The organism is Arthrobacter sp. MDT2-16 (assembly GCF_054510925.1).
Genome location: NZ_JBTNDP010000004.1, coordinates 187,492 through 210,880, shown reverse-complemented (window position 1 = coordinate 210,880; position 23,389 = coordinate 187,492). Strand labels below are relative to the sequence as shown.

The 23,389-nt window shown below is 62.3% G+C and carries 13 protein-coding genes and 2 pseudogenes; 5 read left to right on the top strand and 10 right to left on the bottom strand.

From position 1 onward, the window contains the following. Window positions 1-24: 24 nt before the first annotated feature. The 5 genes from ACX80N_RS09570 to ACX80N_RS09550 all read right to left on the bottom strand — a co-directional run bounded on the left by ACX80N_RS09570 (window position 25) and on the right by ACX80N_RS09550 (window position 9,807). Window positions 25-3,141, bottom strand: coding sequence for a DUF3427 domain-containing protein (locus tag ACX80N_RS09570; protein ID WP_459339277.1), 3,117 nt, complete (start codon window positions 3,139-3,141; stop codon window positions 25-27). A 1,099-nt stretch (window positions 3,142-4,240) separates the two neighbouring features. Further along, entirely contained in the window at window positions 4,241-5,398 is a 1,158-nt protein-coding gene (locus tag ACX80N_RS09565; RefSeq protein ID WP_459339188.1) for a hypothetical protein, read from the bottom strand. Window positions 5,399-5,426: 28 nt separating this feature from the next. After that, entirely contained in the window at window positions 5,427-8,066 is a 2,640-nt protein-coding gene (locus ACX80N_RS09560; protein WP_459339187.1) for an NACHT domain-containing protein, read from the bottom strand. Between the two features lie 83 nt (window positions 8,067-8,149). Further along, on the bottom strand, window positions 8,150-8,728 hold the full coding sequence (locus ACX80N_RS09555) for a hypothetical protein (protein ID WP_459339186.1): 579 nt from the start codon (window positions 8,726-8,728) through the stop codon (window positions 8,150-8,152). Further along, window positions 8,698-9,807, bottom strand: a complete 1,110-nt coding sequence (locus ACX80N_RS09550; RefSeq protein WP_459339185.1) for a hypothetical protein — start codon at window positions 9,805-9,807, stop codon at window positions 8,698-8,700. The genes ACX80N_RS09555 and ACX80N_RS09550 overlap by 31 nt, the downstream gene beginning before the upstream one ends. A 616-nt stretch (window positions 9,808-10,423) precedes the next feature. Here ACX80N_RS09550 and ACX80N_RS09545 point away from each other — a divergent pair. Both ACX80N_RS09545 and ACX80N_RS09540 read left to right on the top strand, forming a co-directional pair. Further along, the gene (locus ACX80N_RS09545; RefSeq protein WP_459339184.1) at window positions 10,424-12,289 is read left to right on the top strand and encodes a hypothetical protein; all 1,866 of its coding nucleotides are present in this window, start codon (window positions 10,424-10,426) and stop codon (window positions 12,287-12,289) included. Between the two features lie 602 nt (window positions 12,290-12,891). Next, the gene (locus tag ACX80N_RS09540; RefSeq protein WP_459339183.1) at window positions 12,892-13,527 is read left to right on the top strand and encodes an SHOCT domain-containing protein; all 636 of its coding nucleotides are present in this window, start codon (window positions 12,892-12,894) and stop codon (window positions 13,525-13,527) included. Window positions 13,528-13,586: 59 nt separating this feature from the next. On the opposite strand, the gene ACX80N_RS09535 is transcribed toward ACX80N_RS09540, so the two are convergent. Together ACX80N_RS09535 and ACX80N_RS09530 are read right to left on the bottom strand one after the other, a co-directional pair. Continuing rightward, window positions 13,587-13,700 (bottom strand): helix-turn-helix domain-containing protein, encoded by a 114-nt coding sequence (locus ACX80N_RS09535; protein WP_459339182.1) that lies wholly within the window; start codon window positions 13,698-13,700, stop codon window positions 13,587-13,589. Next, window positions 13,697-14,118, bottom strand: a pseudogene (locus ACX80N_RS09530) (recombinase family protein). Before ACX80N_RS09530 ends, ACX80N_RS09535 begins: the two are co-directional and overlap by 4 nt. A 190-nt stretch (window positions 14,119-14,308) precedes the next feature. Between ACX80N_RS09530 and ACX80N_RS09525 the strand changes: the two are divergent. Then, window positions 14,309-19,753, top strand: coding sequence for a DUF4011 domain-containing protein (locus ACX80N_RS09525; RefSeq protein WP_459339181.1), 5,445 nt, complete (start codon window positions 14,309-14,311; stop codon window positions 19,751-19,753). A gap of 28 nt (window positions 19,754-19,781) precedes the next feature. After that, window positions 19,782-19,961: a transposase gene (locus ACX80N_RS09520; RefSeq protein ID WP_459339180.1), complete on the top strand. Its 180-nt coding sequence runs from the start codon at window positions 19,782-19,784 to the stop codon at window positions 19,959-19,961. Window positions 19,962-20,507: 546 nt separating this feature from the next. On the opposite strand, the gene ACX80N_RS09515 is transcribed toward ACX80N_RS09520, so the two are convergent. The 3 genes from ACX80N_RS09515 to ACX80N_RS09505 all read right to left on the bottom strand — a co-directional run bounded on the left by ACX80N_RS09515 (window position 20,508) and on the right by ACX80N_RS09505 (window position 22,510). After that, the gene (locus ACX80N_RS09515; RefSeq protein WP_459339179.1) at window positions 20,508-21,086 is read right to left on the bottom strand and encodes a hypothetical protein; all 579 of its coding nucleotides are present in this window, start codon (window positions 21,084-21,086) and stop codon (window positions 20,508-20,510) included. 202 nt (window positions 21,087-21,288) lie between these two features. Then, on the bottom strand, window positions 21,289-21,522 hold the full coding sequence (locus ACX80N_RS09510; RefSeq protein ID WP_459339178.1) for a helix-turn-helix domain-containing protein: 234 nt from the start codon (window positions 21,520-21,522) through the stop codon (window positions 21,289-21,291). Window positions 21,523-21,955: 433 nt separating this feature from the next. After that, window positions 21,956-22,510 carry an amino acid synthesis family protein gene (locus ACX80N_RS09505; protein ID WP_459339177.1) on the bottom strand — a complete coding sequence of 185 codons (555 nt, stop codon included), beginning with the start codon at window positions 22,508-22,510 and terminating at the stop codon, window positions 21,956-21,958. A 245-nt stretch (window positions 22,511-22,755) separates the two neighbouring features. Here ACX80N_RS09505 and ACX80N_RS09500 point away from each other — a divergent pair. Further along, window positions 22,756-23,082, top strand: a pseudogene (locus tag ACX80N_RS09500) (recombinase family protein); the annotation flags it as partial. Between the last annotated feature and the right edge of the window lie 307 nt (window positions 23,083-23,389).

The following is a 23,389-nucleotide window of genomic DNA, read 5'->3' as shown; positions in this document are numbered from 1 at the left end:
ACTCCCTCTGCAAGTGCTGATCGACTACTGCGCCACCGCTGCCGCCTCCACAAAGACGTCGGCCGGCATTGGCCTCTGCAGCTTCCAGGTAATCGCGATGGGCTTCTCCCCCGAGTGCTGCACGTAGTCGACCGCGCCTAGGCACGTGTACGGCACCGTAAGTCCGGTCTCGTCCTCCGCGGTGGGCCGTGTGAAGATCAGGACGTAAGAACCGTGGCTCTTCCGATCCAAGTACCGCTGCCCAGTCGGGCTTGAGGGCGACGTCGCGTTCTGGGATTCCCAGTGGAACAACTCCGGACTGATTGCATAGTCCTTGTACATCGTCGACGCTGGATGATTCTTGTCGTCCTTGTTGAGCGTTACGAAGAAGGCGTCCGTCGAGGTTTGAGGACACCAGGCAACGCCCTCGCGGTGCTGCACGTTCTTACCTAATTCCAGCGAGCCATAACCGAGAGCTGCAAGTATCTCCTCCCGACGGTATGTCGCGTGCGACAGGAGTGGGATGTGCTGCAAACCCAAGCCAAGGCCCTTGCCCGCGTGACGCGACGTAGCCACTCCAAGCTCAATCAACTGTTGAATCTCGCTGCACACGAAGCGGTACCGGCGAAGGTGGCTAAGACCCGCGTCGTAAGTGCTGAATCCTCCGCCGTCGTTCCACAGCGTGTAGAACAGCATCCGCGCGTAGGTCTGCTCGCGCGGACCGAGTTCGGCGTAGGGCGGGCACGCCGGATCAACGAGTTTTGTATAGGCCTCTCCGCGCTCGGGATCGTCGACGTGGAGGAAGCGCACCATCCGACCGAAAAGCTTTTGCTCGTCTGGACTGGAGAGTTCGAGGATCTGCTGACCCGTGCCCGCTTCCGCGAGAGAACCGATCAAGCCGGCCTGGCGGAGGTAGCCGGTCCAGGAGTCCTTTGTGTTCCGATACAGCTGCTTAAGGTCACTGCCGGACTTCTCGAGATATGCAGCCAAATTCGTCTCGCCGTAGGAGGCGATGTCCTGAACGAGTTGCGACCGGTTGAACCGCAGCTGAGACCTGATGTTGTCGAGGACGACCTTCTGAGCGACACGATCGAGGATGATCTGCGATCCCGACGGAAGGTATGGGAACTCGTCCTCCACAGCTTTCTCAAGTTGCTTCCGCCCGTAACCGGTGAGGGCTCTGTACCGGAGGTCGAACCGGAACTCCCGGCGTTGTTGGCCGATGAAGTCCAACACTGTGAGTACGGACTTCCCTTCAGCTCTCCTGAGTCCACGGCCGAGTTGCTGGAGGAAAACGGTCGAGCTCTGGGTGGGACGCAGGAGGAGCACCGTGTCGACCTGCGGTAGATCGAGGCCTTCGTTGAAGAGATCGACGGTGAAGACGCAGTTGACAGTCAAATCTCGCAATTGCGCGAGGGCGAGCGCCCGTGCAGCGTCGTCGGTACCGCCATCGACGGCGAGCGATCGTATACCCGCACGGTTGAACACCCCCGCCATGTAGTGCGCGTGTTGAACGGACACGCAGAACCCGAGCGCGCGCATGTCATCGGTATTGGTGACCTTGTCACGCAGTTCTCGAATCACCTTCGTTGCGCGGGCGTCGTTACCCGTGTAGAGGCGATTGAGTTGTGCAACGTCGTAGTTGCCGCGCTTCCATTCCAGCTGGCTGAGGTCGACGTCGTCTGACACGCCGAAGTAATGAAACGGCACCAGGAGATCAGCATCCAAAGCATCCCAGAGGCGAAGTTCGCTTGCAGTCCGACCATTGAAGAACTGTTGGGCCACGTCCACGCCGTCACCCCGTTCAGGAGTGGCCGTCAACCCAAGCAACTGCTGAGGGCGGAGATGGTCGATGAGGCGGCGATAGCTCGGAGCCATCGCATGATGGAATTCGTCAATGACGACGACGTCGAATGATCTTGGGTCCAGCGTCTCAATTCCGCGCGAAGCGAGCGATTGCACCGATGCGAAGACGTGGTTCCACTGTGTTGGCTTGTTGTCTCCCACGTAGAGCTCGCCAAACGCGCCGTCCTGCATCACGGTGCGATATGTACTCAGCGCTTGCTTCAGAATCTCCTGTCGGTGCGCCACGAAGAGCAGCTTGAGGCGCCGGCCTGCTGCTTCGCAGAGACGCTGATAATCAAGAGCGGCGATGACGGTCTTGCCGGTGCCGGTTGCCGCGACCATGAGGTTCCGCGTGTGGCCCTTGAGTCGTTCAGACTCGAGATCCTCGAGCATCTCGACTTGGTGCAGGTACGGCTCTACCTCAAGCCCGGTTTCGGCCTTCGGCGCACCGGTGCGGCGACCACCGTTGCGTTCGAGCGCCGCATCAAGTTTGTCGCCGTCCCGCTCAGGGTCGTAGGCCTGGAAGGCGCGCTGTGCCCAGTAACTATCGAAGGTCACCTCGAACTTCTTGAGGAGGTCTGGCGTGGCGACGGAGCTGAGACGCACGTTCCATTCCAGCCCGTCGACTAGAGCTGCCTTGCTTAAATTCGAGCTGCCCACGTAAGCCGTGTCGAAACCGGTGTTGCGACGGAACAGCCACGCCTTTGCATGCAACCGTGTCGCTTGCGATTCGTAACTGATCTTCACCTCGGCGCCGTATCGATTCACCAACTCGTCAATCGCTCGGCGTTCAGTAGCGCCCATGTAGGTGGTCGTTATGACGCGAAGCTTTACCCCACGCTCGGTCAATCGCTCGAGAGCCGGGTGGAGAAGCCTGAGCCCGGTCCATCGCACGAAGGCACAGAGAAGATCAACGGTGTTGGCGGACTCAATCTCAGCGCGCAGCTCCGCCGCCAAGTTCGGTTCATCTCTACCGTTCGTCAAGAGCGCTGAGTCGGAGAGTGCCGTTGCGGGCCGCCGCAGGTCGCGCCGCTTCACTGACTCGGGCTTATGTAGCGATAGGAGTTGTGACGGTCCCTGATCTATTGCATCCTTCGCTGACAGCACCACTAGAAGCTGGTTTGCTAGGGCGAGCCGCTTCTCGGGCTCGGTCTTAGTCAACGCTACATTTATAACTCTGGCGAGGTGCCGAGAAACGGCGGCAAGAGCGTCGCTTTCGCCTAGTGGTTGAACTCTTACTTCGAGTTCGGCTACACCCGCGAGGCGCTCAGCGAGTAAGCGGGTAACAAGCGTTTCATAGAGACCCTCGGACAGCATCTGCCCAGCCACTCCCCCATCGGTTACGTTCACCGTCTCAGAGTAGGTCCGTGGCGCGACATATTCCTGCACGCCGACCCGACAAGTACTCACATGATGCTTTCCAAGGCTCAGAGAGCACCACGGGCTTCCCTAGTAGACAGCTGCTAGCGCGATACTGTGCTGATGCCGCCCAACGGGCGAGCGAGGATGGTTGCCATTGCTAATCCTCAGGATCGGTAACCTCATCGTCATCCTGGGCCGTGAGCCCAAGGTCGATTCCGTGCATCCACAGCACGATGTCCATTAATCTCAGATGCTGTCCGGCCGGCCGAGGTGATCGGGACACCGATCACGGCGCTCACTACCGCGGATTAGTTAGGTCGACGTGGCCGACGGGCACGCGAGCGTCACGATGGAGGATGACCGTACCGTGCGTTTTGACGATTTACCCCGTATGGCCTTGGGGCAGCGGGAAGGTCTAGCCCTTGCGGCAGCCGACACCTTGGTCTACTTCCCTACGGTAGTAGTCCTCGGCTTCGTGAAAAATCGAGATGAAACCGCTCTCGCATCCGAGGAGGGCGGCCGCATGCCCGACCGCGCGTTCACATACTGAAACTAGGTCGAACTGGCTGGCACTGTCCCACCCAGTTCCGTGATGAAGTGCAGCTGTGAGGGCGGGGTGCGTTGCTGGTCCTGAGTGTTGCTGGGAGTGGGAAGTTGCTGCATCTACGGCACCTGCTTTTTACGACCGGGCGCGACGCTGAGCTCCGGGTTCAGAATACCGGGCGGCCGACGAGAAACCAGTAGAGAACCTAAGTGGTTCTTGCAAAAGGGGCACTTCAGCTCCGTTTTAGTTAAAGCCATTCAAGATTGACCGATATCCTAAGAGGTTGAAGCGGAACTCCACCACGTTCCGTAGCCAAATCACCTTAGGTGGTATGTGGGTGAGATCTGATGCTACGGAGCTGCGCAGACGCTCGGATCTGCCGATCTCCGTATGCTTTGTGCCGTCACCCCTAGCGCAAGGCGAATCGCCTCAGCGGGGATGTGCAGCAACCTTTCATGACGGCGGGCGTTGAATTCCGCCAGGTGCATCCGCGCGCTCGAGCGTGTTCGGCTACTGCGGGTCGTCTTTGCTCAGTATGTGAATAGTCGGCGCGGGCCACGCCTCGCCGGTCTTGAGAAGAACACGCGCTTCAAAGTGATCCTGCATGCCTTCGACCTGGTCCATTTTCATCGTGTGCGACTCGATCCTGACCGCATCCGCAACTGCTTCAGTCGTAATCCAAATAATCTGACCGGCGGTCAGGAATGGTCCGATTGGTCTCATCTCGAATCCGACGATGGGTTCTCCGGGCGTCGGAGTCTCGACATTGAATACCGGGACCCGCCATGGTTCGCCAAACAGGACCAGCTCCCCAAATATGTCGCCAATAGTAAGGCCTAACAGCCGATCCACCTCGCCGAATGCATCGGCGTAGACACGCGCCGGGCCTGAAAGCGATTCGACGACCTCTTTGATGGTGTGTGAGCGGTACTCGGCACGCGGTAGAGCGAGATTCGGCTCGTGGTCATCCAGGGCCTCGGCTGACAGGCGCACCTTAAGCTCGCGCCGAGCCGCTCGCAACGCCTCCTTCGTGTCGTCGTCCAAGGCACACAATGCACTGTTAAAGTCGACCCACGCCTGGGACTTCGTCAGCGCCTGACTCACGTCGCGGGCAGCCTGGTCAAGTTGCGACGCACCCGTCGCGTCCGCGCCGAGCAGGTCCGGCACTGAAGGTGGCGCAACCCGCTGGTTGAGACCGGAAGCGAACTCCTCCTTGAGCCAAACGTAGCGCGGCGTCATCTCCCTGGTCGTTAATGGGGTGTTGGGCGCCAACTGCGGTGCACGAAGAAGCGGGTACCCCGCCAGTGAAGAGCGTAACCAACCTAAGGTGATTTGGTGCGCGCCCTCCAACCTCGCAGTCATCTGTAACCACTTGCCCAACTCATCCTGGTCGACCGCGGGCATCCCGAACCCAGCGACGAAATTCTGATTAAGCAGCGCCGGGATACGGCTGGCGTACATCAGAGGCTTCATCATCATCCCGGCGCGAACTTCGAGGTGCTGCACGAGCGCTGGGATGCCGACCGCTTTCTCTCCTCGTTCGTTCAACGGACGGTTCCGGGGCAGCGTTGCCGCGATCTCCTGGACCACAGGAGTTTGCGACCAGGCTTCGGCCAACTTCCAGATGGCGGACCACAGTTCAGGGGAGGTGTCTTCGCCAGAGGTCACGTGATACGCCTTCCGCGAGTCGTTTGCTTCACAGCCAGTGGTTTCGTGTCAATTTGCTAACTGCCTCACCGACAGCCTTAGCAGCGGTGGCTTCCGGTGACGTGGAGACGCGGGACACCACGTCGGTCCACGCGGAGTACTCACCGGTTCGCGGCTCCGGCGGCGGGGAGGAGTCAGACGCAGCGGCTAAATCGACGGCTTGTGTGTGCCGATACCGGACCGGCCACCTGTCTGGACCAAAGCCGCGGCCCTGACGTTCGTAGACCACGCCGGTCATGCCGAGTGGGCCGACGGTCTCCTGCAATCGGTTGATCGTGCCGGGTGGTGCGATTTCAGCTAGGACTGTTGTCAGTGCAGCGATCACCTCGCGGCAGTGTGCGCTCAGCTGGTCGCAGGCTTCCTGACGTGACCGAGGGTCTCGTGACCGCAACTGGCGATCGCGACGTAGCCGCTGCCTGAGGATAAGTCGCCACAGTCGCACCGCGACCGCGGTAGGCCCATCGCTGTCTTCGGCCACCACCGTCGGGCCCGCGAAGACGGCCGGGGCCTGCGCCGAGTCGACCCACGTTGTGGCTCTAGTTCCGGCCTGAGCCATCGTCTTCCCGTTCGCCGTTCGCCACATTGTCACGTCAACGTCGGTGTCGTCGGGAAGGACAGCATTCAGTAAAGCGGCCACAATTCCGGGCGTCTGCTCGCTGATGGGGTTGTGGTCCGACTCACTGACCCGCACCAAGGAAAAAGGCAACTGGTTGGCCACTGCCAGTACCTCTGACTCGTTGAGCATCCGCATCTGGGAGGAAAACCACAAACGGTTCTCGTCATTTTCGAGCAGGGTCTCTGGTAGGAGGACCAGCCCGTCTGCGTGTGCACGAGCGGCGAAGTAGTCGGCAAAGGAGTCGTGAACAGGCACTCGGAGCGTTGTGTACCCAATCCCGGTGATCACGGCGTTGATCAGGCCGCTTCGAGCGACCGCCTCGCGAATGGCGGTGACATCGGTCGCAACGCCGCGCTGCTCAAGGAACACTGCAGCTCCGGCGATCATGCGTTCCCACTCCAACGGGTTTGCGAACCGCCGCCCCTCATTCAGGAGCTCAGCAAACACGACGCCGAGCACAGCAACCGCCAGGCGTATGTCGCCGCCATTGGCACGGTAAGACATTCGCGAGACAGTCAACTCGTACACTGAAGCCCGGTCGGTGAACAAGACTCCACCCACCACCAGTTGCAGCGTTAGCTCGAGCAGCATCGGATTGCCGGCGGCATCGCCCAATGCATGTTCAACCTGCGCCAACGCCTCATAGCAGCGAGGAGAAAAGTCCGCTATATTGCCTCCACTGAATCCAGATAGAGCGGCTGGCTCCCCACCGTCGACGGTAACAGGCCTAGAAACGCCGCTCTCAGGTTCACCCAGCACTTTCGCGGTCAACATGAGCCTCTCCGGACGATCGAACGCGCGCGGGTATAACCGTTGAACCGTCACTGAGGCCGGGAAAACGGTAGAGCCCACCCCCTCGTCGCGCCCAACCCCGACCACCCGTGACCCGTGGGCCTCTGCAAGGTGTGTACGAAGATCTGCGGCGAGCTCGGATCTTACCCGCTGCGGAAGCTCAGAAACACCATCCAGGATCACGGTCACACTGGGATCCGCTAGTACTTGGCGGCCCACCCTGCGCGACAACGTTCGACCCACCGCGGTACCTACGGCATCGGCCACCAATCGGTCTAACCGTTGCGCCAGATACGCCTCGGCGTGACACACGACAACCTTCCCACCGGCACATGCAGCACCGCGACGCCACAAACGCGACAAAGTGGACTTGCCCGAACCGGTCCTTCCCGTCATCAGGAGTGGACCACTAACAAGATCGAGGTCCTCCAGCCGAATGGGTGGGCTCTGCCAGCTGGCGTTCAACGTCGGCACGACGAGGTTGTCGATCTGCTCCGACGCCACCGCAGTTAGGTACTCCGCGGCCAGGGAGCCAGCCCAGCGGTCGGCTTCGGCAAGTCGAGCGATGTCGCCGACAATGGCGACAATTTCGTCCCTCGAGATGAAGCGGTTGTCCAAGTCCGGCAAACCCGAGCGAGTAGAGATGACACGGAACAGCTCATTGACCCGGTCTGCAGCGTCCTTCTCGGCGTCTGGATGAGTGGGACCAGTTTCAAGCAGGGCCTTGACTTCCATCTCAGCTGAGAGGAGCAGCGCCTCGACGGAGCCCGGTTCCGAAACAATTCGCGCACGCCCCATGATTGCGCACAAGGGGTCTTCGACATCTACTCCGAGAAGCTCTGCGACAACGTCGTACTTGCCGTCGCGAGCTTCGTCCAACGCAGCAGCAACCGCATACCCGGAAGGCCCAAGAGCGCCGTCTGTGAGCAAAGAAAAATTTGAGCCCGCACTCAACGGCAGTTCAGCCCACCGGTGAACGATGGCGAGCAACTCGGCTCGCGCCCACGTGTGGGGCTGCAGACGAGACTTCATCTGCAATCCGCGAACCACGAACGGTCCGGCCCCGCCAGGTGCATCCGCGATGACTTCCAGATCCAGGGCGTCTACGGCTCCCTCGACGCGGATTCCGAGCACCGAGTCGTCAGCGGCTACGTCTAGAGCGATGAGAATCGCCTGGCAATGCTGGTAGTTGATGCCGCGAACGGTATCGACGCCGCTCATTGGCAATACCCCCCCTGGCAGTCGATAGTTGCGTTTTCCTGATCGGGGCGGGAGCCCGCCCCGATCCTAGACGTAAATCGCACTTAACATGAGTCATTCGGCGGGTACTGTGATGAATTCTGTTCAGCTATGTCCTGTTCTTCGCGTTCGAAGGCGTCCCAAAGGAGGTTCGCGACGATGATCAGCGAGAGCGCGACATAGGCAAAGCATGCCGCGCTGGTGGCACTCAGGATCCAAGCAATTAGGTGTACATACAGGGAGACGCAGGTCAAGTTCAGGTTGGCGAGCACGAATACCGCCGCTGTCACCACTACGGACATGACCAGTGAGACAAGCACGTGTGCTCCCGCCTCATTCAGCGCGCGAACCTTTACACGCTCAACCTCCCGATTCCTCCTCAGAATCCGTTCCCGCCAGGTCACGATCTGAGCAAATGCTCCGATCAGCGCAGCTGAGAGTAGGGCAGCACCGGCCAAGAGCTGGTCAGCATGTGTCAATTCGACGCGAAAGGCGACCATCAGTACGAGGATCAGCGCTGGGATTCCGAAGAGGACGATCCGCGACCACACATCGGGGACTTCCATTTCAGCATCCGCACGTCGATTCCGCAGCCCGTCGCTCAGCCCTCGAATCAGTGGCCGGAGGTCGAAGCGCTCAGACATTCCTGCACCTCAGAAGGATCAATCTTGCTGAGATGGAGCCCGTCCTGCATCGCAATCGTGTGCAGTCTCGACGAGACGTGCTCGTAGTAGAAGTAAGCACTTGGAGAGCCGTCAGAGACGGAGTATGTGAAGACATCACGAAGAGTATCGACCGCGATTGTCGTAGTCTCGTTGGAGGCACCGCGGATGCTAAGCGACACTTCGTCATACCGCTCTCCCTCATGCTCGTCCAACAGATGTTCTGACTCAAGCAAAGCAGAGACCTCCGACACTCCCTCGCGCTGAGTGGTCGATGCTCCGTCACGGCGACGCCCCACCCACCTTCGACCGACCCGCGGGGCGATCTGCCTTTGTTGATCGTCGATGAGGCTGATCTTGAGGGTCCTGGCTACTCGGTCCGCGTTCCCACCCCGGTTGGAACTGATGCGGCTCGTAAACGTGGCCGCTGCCGACTTGGCCCCCTGAAGGATCTCGTCGAGATATGCGTTATCGGCCGCCTGCTTCGCTTCGAAGAGAAGCCGCGCTTCTGGGCGCATCGTAGGTAAGGAAGCGCCAGCTTCTCTCGCCGCGGCCCGCGTCGTTTCCTGGGCGGAAATGCGCTCCTTTTTCCAAGCGATACCCTCCCGAGTGAGCATCGACAGAAATCTACTGACGGCGTCACGCCGGTATGCGGTCTGGGCGACGATGATGAAGCGGGTAGCGGTCTGCGGTGAGAATACGAGCGTGATCATGTGCGGCCGCTCAGCTGAACGGTTCGCGATGTTCATAGCGGCCTCGACTGGATGAGTCGCGAAACCGTGGCTGCCCGTCTCGCCGGTGGCAATCTCCAAATGAATCACTTCTTGGTTGATTACGGTTGGCGCTGATAAGGTCGCCGTCAGCGTCGGGCGCTCAGGTTCACCATCGACCGAAGGCTTCGGCGCAAACCGCCAAGTCCCTTGAGCGTGGATTCTCTCCAAGAGCATGAGGATCTGATCGCGGACACTGGAGGTTGACGAGCTGTCTAAAGGTGTCTGACCTTTCTTGCGGTTCATGAAGGCTTCAACCGTGTAGACACGAAAACCGTAGGCGCGAGGCATACTCCCACTGTATCGACAACAATGAAGAAGCAGTTCACCGACTGACGGTGCGGTCACGAACTATAAAGCCGATACGCCTTGCGGTGCACCCAAGAAAACGGTGAAGATGCCAGCGCGCGGGCGCCCGCAACGGGAAGTAATGAGCTTGTCAATTTGACGGCCGATTCCCAAGTGCGCGAAGAAAATTTGGTGGAGGTTTGCCTTGCTCCCGCGGTCGCCGGCGTGCGGGTGCGGACCGGCCTCCTATCCCTTGTTCCTTCCCAGGTTGATGCTGACCGCCCCGTGGTGTGCCTGTTTCACTCTGCCGACGGTCCATCATGGCAAGGAGAACCAGCGAGAAGTAGTTCACCAGGGCAACTCCCACCCTCTCTTGGAGAGAGCATCCCGCTTACGACCAAACTTATTCCAATTTTGAGTGTGTGCAGCACGCATCGGTCGGCCAACCCTAGGACGGTGAGCGATCGAAGTTAGATTCAAAGTGTGACAACGAACTGGTCGGGTGCTCGGCGAAAAATCCCAGCTAAGCTGTCGTCCCAATCATCACTAAGCCAGCCTTGTGGAGGTGGCCTCCGTCGTCCGCACATGGTGGCTGGAATCCCACCGTTGGAGGACCCCTTTGATCACCGCGTCTCAATCAGTCACCGAGTACCAAACCGTCGATACCGGCAAGGGCGCTATCGAGCTCGCGGCCCTCCTGTGCCATCCCGAGCGTGACTACCCAGTGGTAGTGATTTCCTCTCTCAGAGAGGGAACCCGGATCGATGCTGCCGCTGTCGCCCGACGGCTCGGCACGAGCGCCTCGGTTTACGTTCTGGCCGCCCACGTTGCGAACACGTTCGAGGACGCCATGCCCCCTGAGACGGCGGTATATGGCGGTCCTTCCCGTACCTACCCCACCGGGAATGCATGGCATGCCAGCCAGCGCTTATCAGTCATACGCCTGGCGTTCTCCGACGCCGAGGCGCGCGACGCCGTGGACCTCATCGCCAAGGACGTTGAAGCCTTGGACCCGTACTCGCCGCCAAAGACCACCTCGAGCAGCCCGGTGCGCGCAAAGGAACCCGAGACAGTAGAGTGCGTGGTCTCTTGGGTGCTGCCACCTGACAGTGTGATGGTGCAACTCGCCGAGGGAGTAGCCCGCATCGACGTTTCCGCCCTAGCACCGGGGGTTGAGCCGGACCGATTGTTCACGCCGGGCCAGAAGCTTGTTGGCACCGTGCGTGACGGGCTGCTGACCGTCACCTCCGGCATCCACACCGTAGCCGAGGCCGTCGCCCACGCCCGCGTCGGCAGCATCCTCCCGGCCCTGGTCCTGAACGAGAAGCGCGTGGCCCTGTTTCCTGGCCTGGTCGTCCGCCATGCCTCCCAAATGGAGCCTGGTAGCGTCATCGTGATCCGCATTGAGCTTTCCGGCCGAGCCGACGGTAAGGCCTGGAAGTTCTCTGCTGAGGACAACCCCAACCCTGAGTCGATTACTCCGGCCCTGCCGTTCTGCGTCGGCGCCGAGCCATGGATTGTCTGGACCCCGGGAACCGCACCGCCGCCCCTGGATCTTGCTGAGCCCATCAAGCCTGCGGAGCCGCAACCAGATTCAGGAGAGGAAAGACCCGCCCCAACTGAAGACGACACGCGGGCCGCGGTCGATGAGGATGGTGCCCCGCCAGCTCCTGTGGCACACGGTGCCGTACACACCGACATTGGCTCCGCGCTGGAGCTGATCCGGACGACGCTGCACAATCTCGACGAAACGAACCGCCGACTCGAAGCCGAGACCACAGAGCTGCGTCGTGCAGCGTCGAACCAGAAGCCGGTCTACCCCCTACCCTCCCCAGGCGCAGGTGGGGCTGCTCTAGATCAGGCCCAGCGGCAAGTTGCCCTGTTGACGCGGGAGCGGATCGAACTCGTCGGTGACCTGACCCGGGCGCTCAGTGATGCTGACACGTTGGCCGTAGAGAATACCGCGTTAGTCCACGAGAACGAACGCCTGCGCGAGAGCGTCCGCACCGAACAGGCCCGCGCTGCCCGTGCCCGCCAACTCTCCCGAGAGATCACCGCAGCCACAGACATCGGCCTAATGTTCACCGACCCCGCCGAGCAGTTCCGCCATGAGATCTACGTGGAGTGGGCTACCCGCATCCCGGCCCCTTCGAAGACTGAGATGTCGCTGGCGGAGTACGGCTTCACCGACAACTTTCTGCCCAGTGTCGAGACGATCCAGGGTGTTGACCGATCCAAGATCGTCGCGGTCGCCGTGGAGGTGCTCACCGGCATCGCCGATACCTCCCCTGGGCGGGACATGCACCGGCTCCGCAGCGGACACAGGGGTGACGCTGGCTTCATCGAACACGTCGAGTACGGCACTGCCTGGCGGGTGGCGCTGCAGAGCGGTGTGGCCGCGGCACGCAGAATGCATTTCTGGCGGGGGACAGAAGGCAGAGTCATGTTCGCCTCGGTGGGGGTCCATGACGACATGGGCATTTGACCGAAAGGGCGTTTCAACGCCAGTTCACGGCAACTAAATGCAGCGTCTAAAGAAACCGCTCCTCTCGCACCTCGCCAGAGCATGCAACAGAACCGCTTTCCGATGGTCGCGGCGATTTTGCTCCTGCCCGGCTGCGTTTAGGAGTCCGGTCGGCCACCTACGCTCGCCCAGTACGGACACTCGTCATCGTGGTTCCCCCAGTCGCACGCGTGGGGGCCTCGGTGATGATGCCACCCGCCGAAGCGACCAAGCTCTTCAGACCAGTGCTCGCATCGGATTACCTGAGGAGAGCTGTCCCTGCTGTCCGTGGCCACAGGCTCATTATCCCACCTAGGGCATGCGCTGTTTAGGGAGGTAGCTCTCTGCCGACGAAAGAAAGTAGATAGTGCCTGAGCTGCTCTCAAGCGCGGCGGTATCGGGAGTGGCTCACATACAGCTAGCCGCGTTCCACGATTGCCTACCACCGGCTAGCGTCATCGGCCATAGACCTCCGGCCGGCGGCTAGGTGTATAACTCGTGCGAAGCGAATAAATCAAACCACTCACTCCTCCACCAAGTTCACACTTAGCATCCACATCGTCTGGCGCGGATATGGTTCTCGTATGTTGACTTATGGGCGCGTTGTCGGAGGCCACTACCTAAACGCCGCAGTTCAGCCGGCGACCATTGGAAGTGACCTGGTCGTTCAGGCCGGCCTCAAACGGCGGAAGCTCAACGAGACGCAAGTTGCCGAGTGGGAAGAAGTCCATTCGGATCAAAAAAGCGGGGCAGCCAGCGCAGTCGGCCAAGCCATCACCGGCGCCCTCCTGCCTCGCCTTATCAGTAAAAACGCGTCCACCGCAGTTGGGGCCGCCATTGACTCCGCAGTGCGTCCGCCTCGGACCGTCCGCGTCACATGGGTGGATGGAAAGCAGTCACTCATCAAACTGCCTGACAAGCTCTTCACCCATCTGGCCCTCGTTCTCGCTGACCGCCAGGTGGAGACACCTGCCCTGGACTTAGAGCCGGTGCCTGGAACCCCGGGCGTCACCGAGCAAGCGCTCACGCTTCTCTCCGGTTTTGTCAAAGACCGCTCATCCCCGCGAAACACTGATGGAAACGAAACAGCGGCGCCAACGGCGACGCCCGAACCCGACATTGCGGATCATTTGGTGAAACTTGCGAGCCTGAGGGATGCCGGAATTCTTACCGAGGAGGAGTTCACGTCGAAAAAGACCGAGCTGCTCAATCGTCTCTGACACCACGCCGTTCCAACGAGCGGAATCCGCGGCTGACGCGGAACTGCTCTCACGACCACCTAGGTACTCGTGATCGCCAGGTAGCGGTACACCGTGGCCCGGCTGACCCCGATGATCTTCCCGATATCAGCAGGAGCCAAACCCTGCGCCTTCGAGTCCCGTGCACGCTTCACCTTCGCATGTCGGCGGTGACTTCCCGCCGGCCCGCCTTCCGCCCGTGCTCGGCGGCCGCGGCCACGCCGGCCTTAGTCCGCTCCGCTAGCTGGTCGCTCTCGAGCTGAGCCAAAGCAGACAGAACGGTGAGCATCGCCCGACCCCTGGACCGGTCGTGCTGATGCCCTCGGTGACGTTGAGGAAGTGCACGCCCCGGTGTTCGAGGACATCAATGAGCGCGAGCAGGTTGTGAGTGTTCCGCCCCAGCTGGTCCAGCTTCCCGACCACCATCTCATCCCCCGCCCGGAGATGATTCAGGAGCTTGTCCAACTCAGGCCGACTCGCCCTCGTCCCGCACACCCCGTGATCGATGAAGATCCGATTGCAGACGGCCGCGGTGAGCGCTGCGTGCCGCAGATCCGCGCTTTGCTCCAGCATGCTGACTCTGGCGTACCCGATTCGTCCCACCCCGAGACTCCTTGAAATCTTCCGCGCCAAAACTGGCCAGTTCCTTGCTTAGTTTAGGATCGGGTCCGCTAGCGTGGACACGCGGTATGTGTTTGACCACTTTCCTCCCATTTCGTGCTCGGCAGGCGCGGCCGATGAGGAAGATTCGAGAAGAGGGACAATGACCCAGATTCAGCGGGGCGAGCATCGGGCAGCGCTCAAGGCATGGCGTGACGGGCTGGTCGGGCTGACTGGGCAAAGCGCGCTTATCAAGTTCCGTGCCCCCAAGGGTTCCTCGCTTCCCATCGACGCACCATCCCCGGACGAGGTCCTGACCCGCCTCCAATCGGGCAAACCGCAGGCATTCCGCGGCGAGACCAGCCCGGAGGACCCAGAAGTGCCGAAGCCGCTCGCGCCGGACACCTTCTTCCACTCGCCCCGGCCCGATCGCGAGGTCGGCCCGGTCGTCCGCAACCTCATGCGCAAGGCATCGGCAGAGTTCCTCGACCGGGGCCTGGCGGTGCTGTACGTGGCATTCGGCCTACTCGACTGGCGCGACGTCGACGACACCCCAATGACCTCGCCGATCCTGCTGGTGCCCGTCCAGCTGCTGCCCGAGGGCCCGAAGGGCACACCCCGGATCACGGTGGGGGAAGACGACCCGGTGCTCAATCCCGCACTCGCCCTCCGACTGAAGGAATTCGGCATCGAGCTGCCGGTTGCCGAGGACATCGAAGGGCTCACGGTCTCCGAAACGCTCTCAGCGATCCGGGGAGCGCTCGACAAGAATAAGGCCTTCACCGGCTGGACCCTGCGCGCGACCGCCTACCTGGCAACTTTCTCGTTCGCCAAGGAAGCCATGTTCAAGGACCTTCTCGACAACGAATCGAGAATCCTCGAGCACCCCATCGTGCGCGCGATTGCCACGTCGGACCCGACACAACAGTCACCGGAGTTCCAGTTCGACCCGGTCGACCCCTCCGACGTCGACACGGTCGCCCCGCCGGAGATCACCCCGCTGGTGCTCGACGCGGATTCCTCGCAGCGGGCAGCGGTCGCCGCCGCCCTGGCAGGGAAGACATTCGTCATGGACGGCCCTCCCGGCACCGGCAAGTCGCAGACCATTGCGAACATGATCGGTGCGCTGCTCCACGCCGGCAGGACAGTCCTGTTCGTATCAGAGAAGATCGCGGCACTCGACGTCGTGCGCAACCGTCTCGCTGCCGCCGGACTCGGCTCGTACGTCCTCGAACTCCACTCGCACAAGGCGAGCCGGAAGGAAGTCGCGGCCGAGCTGCTCAAGACGCTGGACAATGTCGTCAAGCCCCCGACAGCGATGCCGACGATGGCGCGGCAGAGCGTGAAGGCGCAACGAGAGCAGCTCAACGGCTACGCAGCCGCCATGAACGAAGTGCGCGAGCCGCTGAACGTGTCCCTGCATCAGGTCCTGGGTATGTACGCGAACCTCTCGACGGCACCGATCGCGCCTGTCCCCGAGAAGGCTCCGAACGCCATGACCGAGGCCGACTACCTGGCAATCCAGGAGACCCTGTCGAAACTGGCCCGCGCTTGGCGGCCGGCGGCGCAGGGTAGGTCGTTCCTGTGGCGCGATGTTGTCGACAATAAGTCGCTCGAAGTCCGGCTCTACCAGGCCGAGTCCGCGCTGGAGGAGCTGCGGGGCAACGTGGCACTCAACGCCGGGCTCGCGGAGGCGTTCCGTCTCGCGAAGCCGTCCGACACCCCACGCCTGACGGCGCTCATCGAGCACCAGCACCGGCCGCATCCCACCAGCAGCGTGATGGAGCAATGGCTCACCGACGACTCCACACAACCGCTGGTGTCTGCCCGGGCGGACGTCGGCCGGCAACTGGCCCGCATCAAGGAGGCCGAGGCGAAAGCCGTGCAGGTAGCCGGCGTCCCCTGGACCGCGCTGCCACAGCCGCAGGCCGTGCCCCCTGGTCCCTCACCGGTCGAGGCATCGCCGTTCCCCGTGGACCTGCAGGCCGCGCCGGCCTCGGAGTTGTCAGCGGCTGCCGATCGCTTTGAGGCGCAGGCGCGCATGCTGGGCGAACGGAACTCCTCCCTGTCCTCGCTCGCGCTCAGCTTGGGCCTTCCACCGGTCGCGGTGTTCGCCGATGTCGACCGCCTGGCCCGGATCATCGACCTGCGCGCTCAGGGCACCAAGCCTGATCGGCGCTGGTTCGCTCCCCTGGGACTGGCCGAGGCCCGTGCTGCCGCGGCGAGGCTCCGGGAGCTCATCGCGGCCCTGGACGACGCTGAGATTAAGGCGTCCTCCGTATTCAGCCCCGAAGCATTGAAGGCGCCGCTGGCCGAGTTGCAGGACCGGTTCACGAATCTGCACAGAGGCCTGAAGAAGCTCTCCAGCAGTTACCGCACGGACAAGAAGACTGTGGCCGGGTTGCTGACCAATGCCATCGATGTTAAGCAGGGCATCGGCCACCTCGCCGAGGCCATCGTGTGGGGCGAGGCCAGCAGGGACTTCGATGCCTTCGCCGCCGCATACGGGGAGACTTTCGGGGTGCATTGGTCAGGGCGGGAAACCGACTTCAGGTCACTCAATGCCGCCTTCGACACTGTCGACGAGGTTTTCGCCCTCACCAACGGTGACGTGCCTGGGCTGCTTGTCGCGTATATGACCGGCGGTGATGCCGACACCGCCCACCAGACCGTGGCTGGCACTGCCCGCACCGACATCGAGGAGTGGAAGGGGGGACTCAAGCCTAGTCCTGCGCTGGCCGGCCGTCCCGAACTCGTCCTGGAGCCCCTCGGCCGAGCCGTCGACTGGCTCACCGCCCACATCGGACCCATGCGGCAGGCCGTGGCCCGCATCGACGCCGTGGGGAGCGTCACGGGCCGGGACCACTCTCTCGCCGAGGCGGAGGACATCCTCGAGCTCGCAGCCGGCGCCCGGCAGGCGACCGAAGAGCTGCGGGCGGCCGAACCACGCTACCGGCCCTTGCTCGGCGACTGGTTCAACTTCGGCGACACCGATCTGGAAACGCTTGACGAGGCGATAGCTTGGGCAGTCGACCTCCGATCGCTCGCCCGCGGGCCGCTGACTGCCGGCCAGGTGAAGACTCTCACCGATTCCATACCCGTAGACGCGATGGGTCCCGCCTACGACAGGTGGAGTCAGGCCCGCGACCGCGTGATCGGGGCCTTCGCCGAGAGCCGCCACGGCGAGCTCGAGGAAGAGTTCGACGGCTTCCAGGGTGCCGTGGAGCTCATAAACGACTTCCGTGCCGACACTGTGGGCCAGCAAGAGTGGTTTGACTACCGGCAGGCTTACGACGACCTCGCCGGGCTGGGTCTGGACACCGCCGTCGACTTCTGTATTGAGCAGCGCCTCAGGGAGCACGAGGTCCCCGACGTGGTGATGCGGGCCCTCCTGCGTAGCTGGTCCGATGCCATCCTCCAGGGCGATTCGCGTCTCCAGCCGCTCTTGGCGACCGACCGCGAGGCGCTGGTCGAGGAGTACCGCAGTCTCGACCGCGATCTGATCAAGGCCGCGACGGCCGATATTATCCGTGCCGCAAATGCGCGCCGCCCTGCCAACACGACGATAGGGGAGCCCGGCATCATCCGCCGCGAAGGCGCCAAGCAAAAGAAACACAGGCCAGTGCGCGAGCTAATGTCGCTCACCCACAACGTTACGCGCAGCATCAAACCGGTCTTCATGATGTCGCCGCTGGCGGTCTCGCAATACCTGCCCCCCGACATGGAGTTCGACGTCGTCATCTTCGACGAGGCCTCGCAGGTCACCCCCGGCGACGCCATCAACTGTATCTACCGGGGCAGCTCGCTCATCCTCGCCGGCGACGACAAGCAACTGCCGCCCACCTCATTCTTTGAGCGCATCACCGATGATGAGGACGAGGAGGAGACCGACGTCAAAGACTTCCAGTCCATCCTCGAACTCGCCAAGGCTTGCGGCGCGTTCAACAACCTCGGGTTGCGCTGGCACTACCGCTCTCGCCATGAAGACCTCATCGCCTTCTCCAACTACAAGTTCTACGAGGGTAAGCTCGTCACCTTCCCCTCGGCTCATGCCGAAGGGGATGACGTCGGCGTCGAGTTCTTCCACGCCCACGGCGTGTACCGCCGCGGCGGCGGAGCGAACAATCCCGCTGAAGCCGCGAAAGTCGCCGAACGCGTCGTGGAGCACTTCACGAGGCGCCCGGACCTCACGCTCGGCGTCGTGACCTTCTCCGTCGCCCAGGCCGACGCAGTCCAGAATGCCATCGACGAGGCGCGCGTGAGCCGCCGAGATCTCGACCGGTTCTTCGACACGGATGACCGCCTCAACGGCTTCTTCATTCGTGCCCTGGAACAGGTCCAGGGCGACGAGCGCGACGTGATCATATTCTCCGTCGGCTACGGCCCGGACGAGGCAGGCAAGGTTTCGGCCAACTTCGGCGCCCTGAACAAGGACAAAGGCTGGCGACGGCTCAATGTCGGGATCACCCGCGCCCGGCAGCGCGTAGAAGTCGTCGCCTCAATGCGAGCAGGGCAGATCCCGCCCTCTACGAACGAGAACGTGGAGTACTTTCGCGCTTATCTCGACTACGCCGAGAAGGGGGCGCAGATCCTGGCCGTGCCGTACTCGTCGACCGGCCTCGACCCCGACTCGCCCTTCGAGGAATCCGTCATCGCCGCCATCCGAAGCTGGGGCTACGTCGTCGAGCCGCAGGTCGGAGCGGCAGGCTTCCGCATCGACGTCGGCGTGCGCCACCCTGCCTATCCGGGCATGTTCGCCATCGGCATTGAATGCGACGGCTACCAGTACCACTCGGCTCCCGCCGCGCGTGACCGCGATCGGCTCCGCGACCAGATACTCAACGGCCTCGGCTGGCGGCTCCACCGCATCTGGGGAACGGCCTGGTACCGTGATCGCGCCACGGAGGAACGCCGCCTGCGGGGTGCCATCGAGGAGGCCATCAGTGCCCCGCTTGAGGGCCGGACCAAGAAGGCGCCTGTGATCGAGCACCCCGTCGTCGAGACGGAACAGGCCGATCTCAGCGCGTCCCCGACTTGGACGACCCCGTACGAGCCCGCACCCACGCAGACGCTGCCCTACTGGGTCGAGCCCGGCGAGCCCGGCAGCCACCTCCACATGGTTGACGCCATCGAGACGCTCACCGAGCACGAAGCACCGGTCCACCTTGAGGTCGCCTACGAGCGCCTCCGGGATTGGTGGAACGTCGGCCGGATCGGGGTCAACATCCGCGCGAACATCGGCCTGGCCATTTCACGGGCACAGGTCGCCCGTGACGGCGACTTCCTCTTGATCCCCGGACGCAATGTCCCATCAGTCCGCACCCCCACCAGACAGGTCGCCCGCAAGGTCGAACAAGTGCATCTCGACGAGCTGGCCACCGCCGCGGTCCTGACCATCCGGGACGTCGGAGCAGTCAGCAGGCCACAGGTCGTCCAAGGCGTGGCCCGCCTGTTCGGCTGGACCCGCACAGGGCCCACCGTCGATCGGCGCATCAACGAGGCACTCAACGAGCTCATCAATGATGGCCAGGTCGTATGCTCAGGCGACGACACTTTGACGCTGGTTCGGCCGGTGCTTGGGACTGATGAAGGTTTCGTTTCCATCTAGCCTGTGAGGATTTTGTCCTCCTGGACGGATGGCCATCATGGCAAAGCCGTATCCGGAAGAGTTCCGCCGCGACCTGGTCGCCGTGGCACCGAAGCACGAAGCGCCGCTGGCCCAGATTACGACGGACTTCGGGATCAGCGAGGGCACCCTGAACAATTGGTTGAAACACGCCGAAGTTGAGGACGGTGTCTGGCCGGGAGTGACGTAGGCCGACGCGGCCGAGATCCGCGAGCTCAGGAAACGCAACCGGTTGCTGGAGCAGGAGAACGAGATCCTGCGTCGGGAGGCGGCGTTCTTCGCCCGTGAGCTACCTTCAAAATGACGTACCCGCTGGTCCGCGATTCTACCGCTGACGTCGTGCTGGCGGCGTTGCGCTTCGATCCACCGGTACAGCTCCCGCGCCCGCGGGCTGTCGTTCTGCGCCGGCAATGCACCATCACGCTCTTGCATGTGGGCGGCGACGTCACTGTAATGCTCCCACCACGCCCGGTCCCTGTTCTTGGTGAACCGCCGGGCAGCGGTCCCGTCCCACGCGGGTTGATCGTGGACCAGCCAGCACCGGTCAAACCAGGCCGCGTCCCTTCCGGATCTCCCGATCCACGGCGCGCTGCACCCGCCGGACATCGACCCGGCACCACCGGGCAATGGTCGCCGGGCTCAGCCCCCGGGAGTACATGAGCAACCACTCCTACCTGTCCTCACAGGGACCCTGCACGTCCTCCCCCACTGCCCACAACCTCCGTCACTTCTAGAGCTAGTAAGCGTACTCCCACGCGCTGTCAGTCCAGAAGTCCTCATAGATGAGGGTGCCGGTGGGGTTCTCGACGTCGAGGAGCACAAGTCCCTGGGCCTTTTCCCCTGGGCCGATATTCCCCGGTAGCTGCACCGAGTCGTCGAGGCAGAAGAGCGTCGCGGCGCTGTCGGTGCCGGCGTTCGACGTGACGCCGTCCGGGCCTATCGCCTGAAAGGTGAGGGAGGACATGCTGAATTGCTGGATGAGGTCGGAGGTGAGCATGTTCGGGCTGGTTTCGACCGACACATCGAGGGCCACGAAGTGCCCGTTCTCAGGCGGGTCTGCCAACTCATCGGTGCAGGGAATATCGACAATGATGTCGTTGACGGTAAAGGCGGCCAGGTACTCGCCATTGGCGTCCCTGATGCCTGCCAGTTCGCCTACCTGCTTGACAAGGTTGCCACGGGGTGAGGTCAGCGAGTTTCCGGGAGGCGCCTGTGCTGGAGGTGCCTGGGTGGGTGCGGGAGCCGGCGGGAGAGCTGTGGGGGCAGCCGTCGGGCTAAGTGTTTCCGCCGGGACCGGTGCGGGTGTCATTGCCACTGGCGTAGGCGAGGTCGCGGGCGGCGATGCATGTTGCGACGGAGTCTGAGCCGAGGTTTCTGCGGGTGCAGCCTGATTCCCGCCTGAGCAAGCTGTGAGGACCAGTGCCATCCCGAGCAACGGTGCAAGGTGCTTCTTCATCATTTCCCCATGTTTGTTGTGCAGTCCTCGAAGGCTACTTTCGCGCTCCCCCTCGGTTGGCTCATTCCTCGCCGACGTCCTCAGGGCTGATCTTGCTGCGGGCTGCCGATGCCTGCTCATACATCCTGGTGATGTACTCCTCGAGCTTCACCCGCTCGACGCGCCACTGACCACGGCCGCCAACCTGAATGGCAGGCAAATCACCGGACTTCACCAGTGCGTACATCTGTGACTGGCTCACTGCAAGTTCGGCGGCGGCGTCGGGCAGGGTCATGAAACGAGGTTGATCGGCCATGAATTGATCCTAAGGGCATGGAACAGGCTTATCCGTCGCGGTGCGGCAGACGATCCTCAAGCTTTCGCCTGCGGACGACGCCGGCTTCGATCCTGCGTCCCATTACCAACGCCGACAAGGACTTCTACTACCGCCCGCCCCGCACTCTGACCCTCTAACTGGGTAGGGCAGCACATTTCGCAGCAAGCAATTCATGCTTGAAGTTAAGGGTTTGATTTTCAGGACTTGCTACAAAACGGTGGTTATCGGCCGTTTGTTGTGAGCGGGAAGGAAGCTCCGTGGAGCGCCAGCGGTCGCCTTTTCGAACATCGGCTCTGACCTTTCGCGATGCTGCATTAGTGGATTGCCGGCAAGTGACCAGGCCACAGTTAGGGGTCCACGGGAAGCTTCTGCAGAGAAAGCCAACGCGCGTATGCCGCTATCTCAAGGAAGTTCAACTCACTTCGGTGCTGAACGCCGCTAGGCGTTGGTGGGGGCGTCCCTGGGTGGCGGCGGCGAGGGTGATCACTATTTCGTCGGGGTGTGGGGCGTCGTTGATTCTTACCTCGATGCTTTGGTGGTGGGAGCGGATGGTGGCATCGGTGATGTGTTTGAGTGGGATGTCGAAGACGACTCCTGCGGGGCCGCGCTTCTCTACCGCCGGTAGCAGCGTGGTGGCTTTGGCGGCGTCTCGGAAGTGATTTCCGAAGGCGAGGGTGTGGATGAGTCCTGAGGCGTGCTCAATTTCGCCGTTGAGCCGAACGATCGCGGCATTACCGTAGGCCTCGGCGGGTGCGCCGAGGGCCGCCAGGACGCGTGGGGCGAGCATGGCTCCGATATCAGAGGCGTTGGCGTCGATGCCGGCGGAGAGATCTTCGACAAAACCCTTTCCGGCCCACGGATTTTTGATGACAGCCGCAACTACTGTGATGCGTGCGGTGGGGGTGACCTCGCGGCCGCCCTCGGTCAGGACGTCTTCGGTCAGTGTGACGATTTTTCGGAGGGTCATCAGAGGTAGTTCTCCTGAGGTGTCTGCTGAGGGGACTGGGGTGGTGGGTGAGTTTTTGAGGCGGGAGTGTGCGCGGTTGACTGCAAGTGCCCTCAGTGTGACGGCCGTACCTACCGCTGAAGCCTGCCGTGTTTCGTCGAGGCACCACACTTTCGGCCTGACAGATTGCCGGTGACGGACGAAACGTGACCCTCCCCCGCGATCTCGTTGCAGAGTCTGCAGTGCGGATGGATTCATCCGACTATGACCGAGGAGTCGAGGTGAGATCGCTGTCAGATGGTATCGACCCGTCAACCCGTGAGGGCCGTCTGATGCTCAACCTCATGGCGACCTTCGCCGAGTATGAGCGCGAACTCATCCAGGAGCGTGTCCAGGCCGGCGTCAATGCAGCCAGGGCCCGGGGTGTGAAGTTTGGGCGCCCCACCCCGGACGCAGAGAAGGTCGCCCTGAACCTCCGGACGGTCAAGCACCTCATGGAGTCCGAGGGACTCGGTGTCGTCGATGCTACGAGAACGGTCGGCTGGTCGAAGGCAACCTACTACCGGCACCGTTCAGCGGCCGGAGTCTCGTAAAGCCCGACTCGAGGCCGGAACTTCTGAGACAACATAATGACATTGGCGCGACGCCGGTGAACGGGTCTCGTCTCGTTAAGGAGATGTCTACGAGACATCTTGAGACTGTGGTGACACGGCGACCCGCCGAGAGGAAGCGTCGAAGCGCGCGTGCCGTCCCGGATACGATCACGGGAGGTAGTGCGCGCCTGCGCTGCCGATGTAAGGAGTATGAACGTGCCCAAACCGCGGCCATCTGCCGACGGCACTTCGGCCTGCCTCAGATGCCAGTGCGAAATCTTCCGCGGCCCGGCGGGCGATGATGGGA

What these genes read in the sequence shown, in the direction of transcription:
- ACX80N_RS09510 (WP_459339178.1), bottom strand. Translation starts at nt 21,522, where the DNA reads ATGGCCGATCAACCTCGTTTCATGACCCTGCCCGACGCCGCCGCCGAA.
- ACX80N_RS09525 (WP_459339181.1), top strand. Translation starts at nt 14,309, where the DNA reads ATGACCCAGATTCAGCGGGGCGAGCATCGGGCAGCGCTCAAGGCATGG.
- ACX80N_RS09505 (WP_459339177.1), bottom strand. Translation starts at nt 22,510, where the DNA reads ATGACCCTCCGAAAAATCGTCACACTGACCGAAGACGTCCTGACCGAG.
- ACX80N_RS09555 (WP_459339186.1), bottom strand. Translation starts at nt 8,728, where the DNA reads ATGTCTGAGCGCTTCGACCTCCGGCCACTGATTCGAGGGCTGAGCGAC.
- ACX80N_RS09570 (WP_459339277.1), bottom strand. Translation starts at nt 3,141, where the DNA reads ATGCTGTCCGAGGGTCTCTATGAAACGCTTGTTACCCGCTTACTCGCT.
- ACX80N_RS09540 (WP_459339183.1), top strand. Translation starts at nt 12,892, where the DNA reads ATGTTGACTTATGGGCGCGTTGTCGGAGGCCACTACCTAAACGCCGCA.
- ACX80N_RS09550 (WP_459339185.1), bottom strand. Translation starts at nt 9,807, where the DNA reads ATGCCTCGCGCCTACGGTTTTCGTGTCTACACGGTTGAAGCCTTCATG.
- ACX80N_RS09520 (WP_459339180.1), top strand. Translation starts at nt 19,782, where the DNA reads ATGGCCATCATGGCAAAGCCGTATCCGGAAGAGTTCCGCCGCGACCTG.
- ACX80N_RS09560 (WP_459339187.1), bottom strand. Translation starts at nt 8,066, where the DNA reads ATGAGCGGCGTCGATACCGTTCGCGGCATCAACTACCAGCATTGCCAG.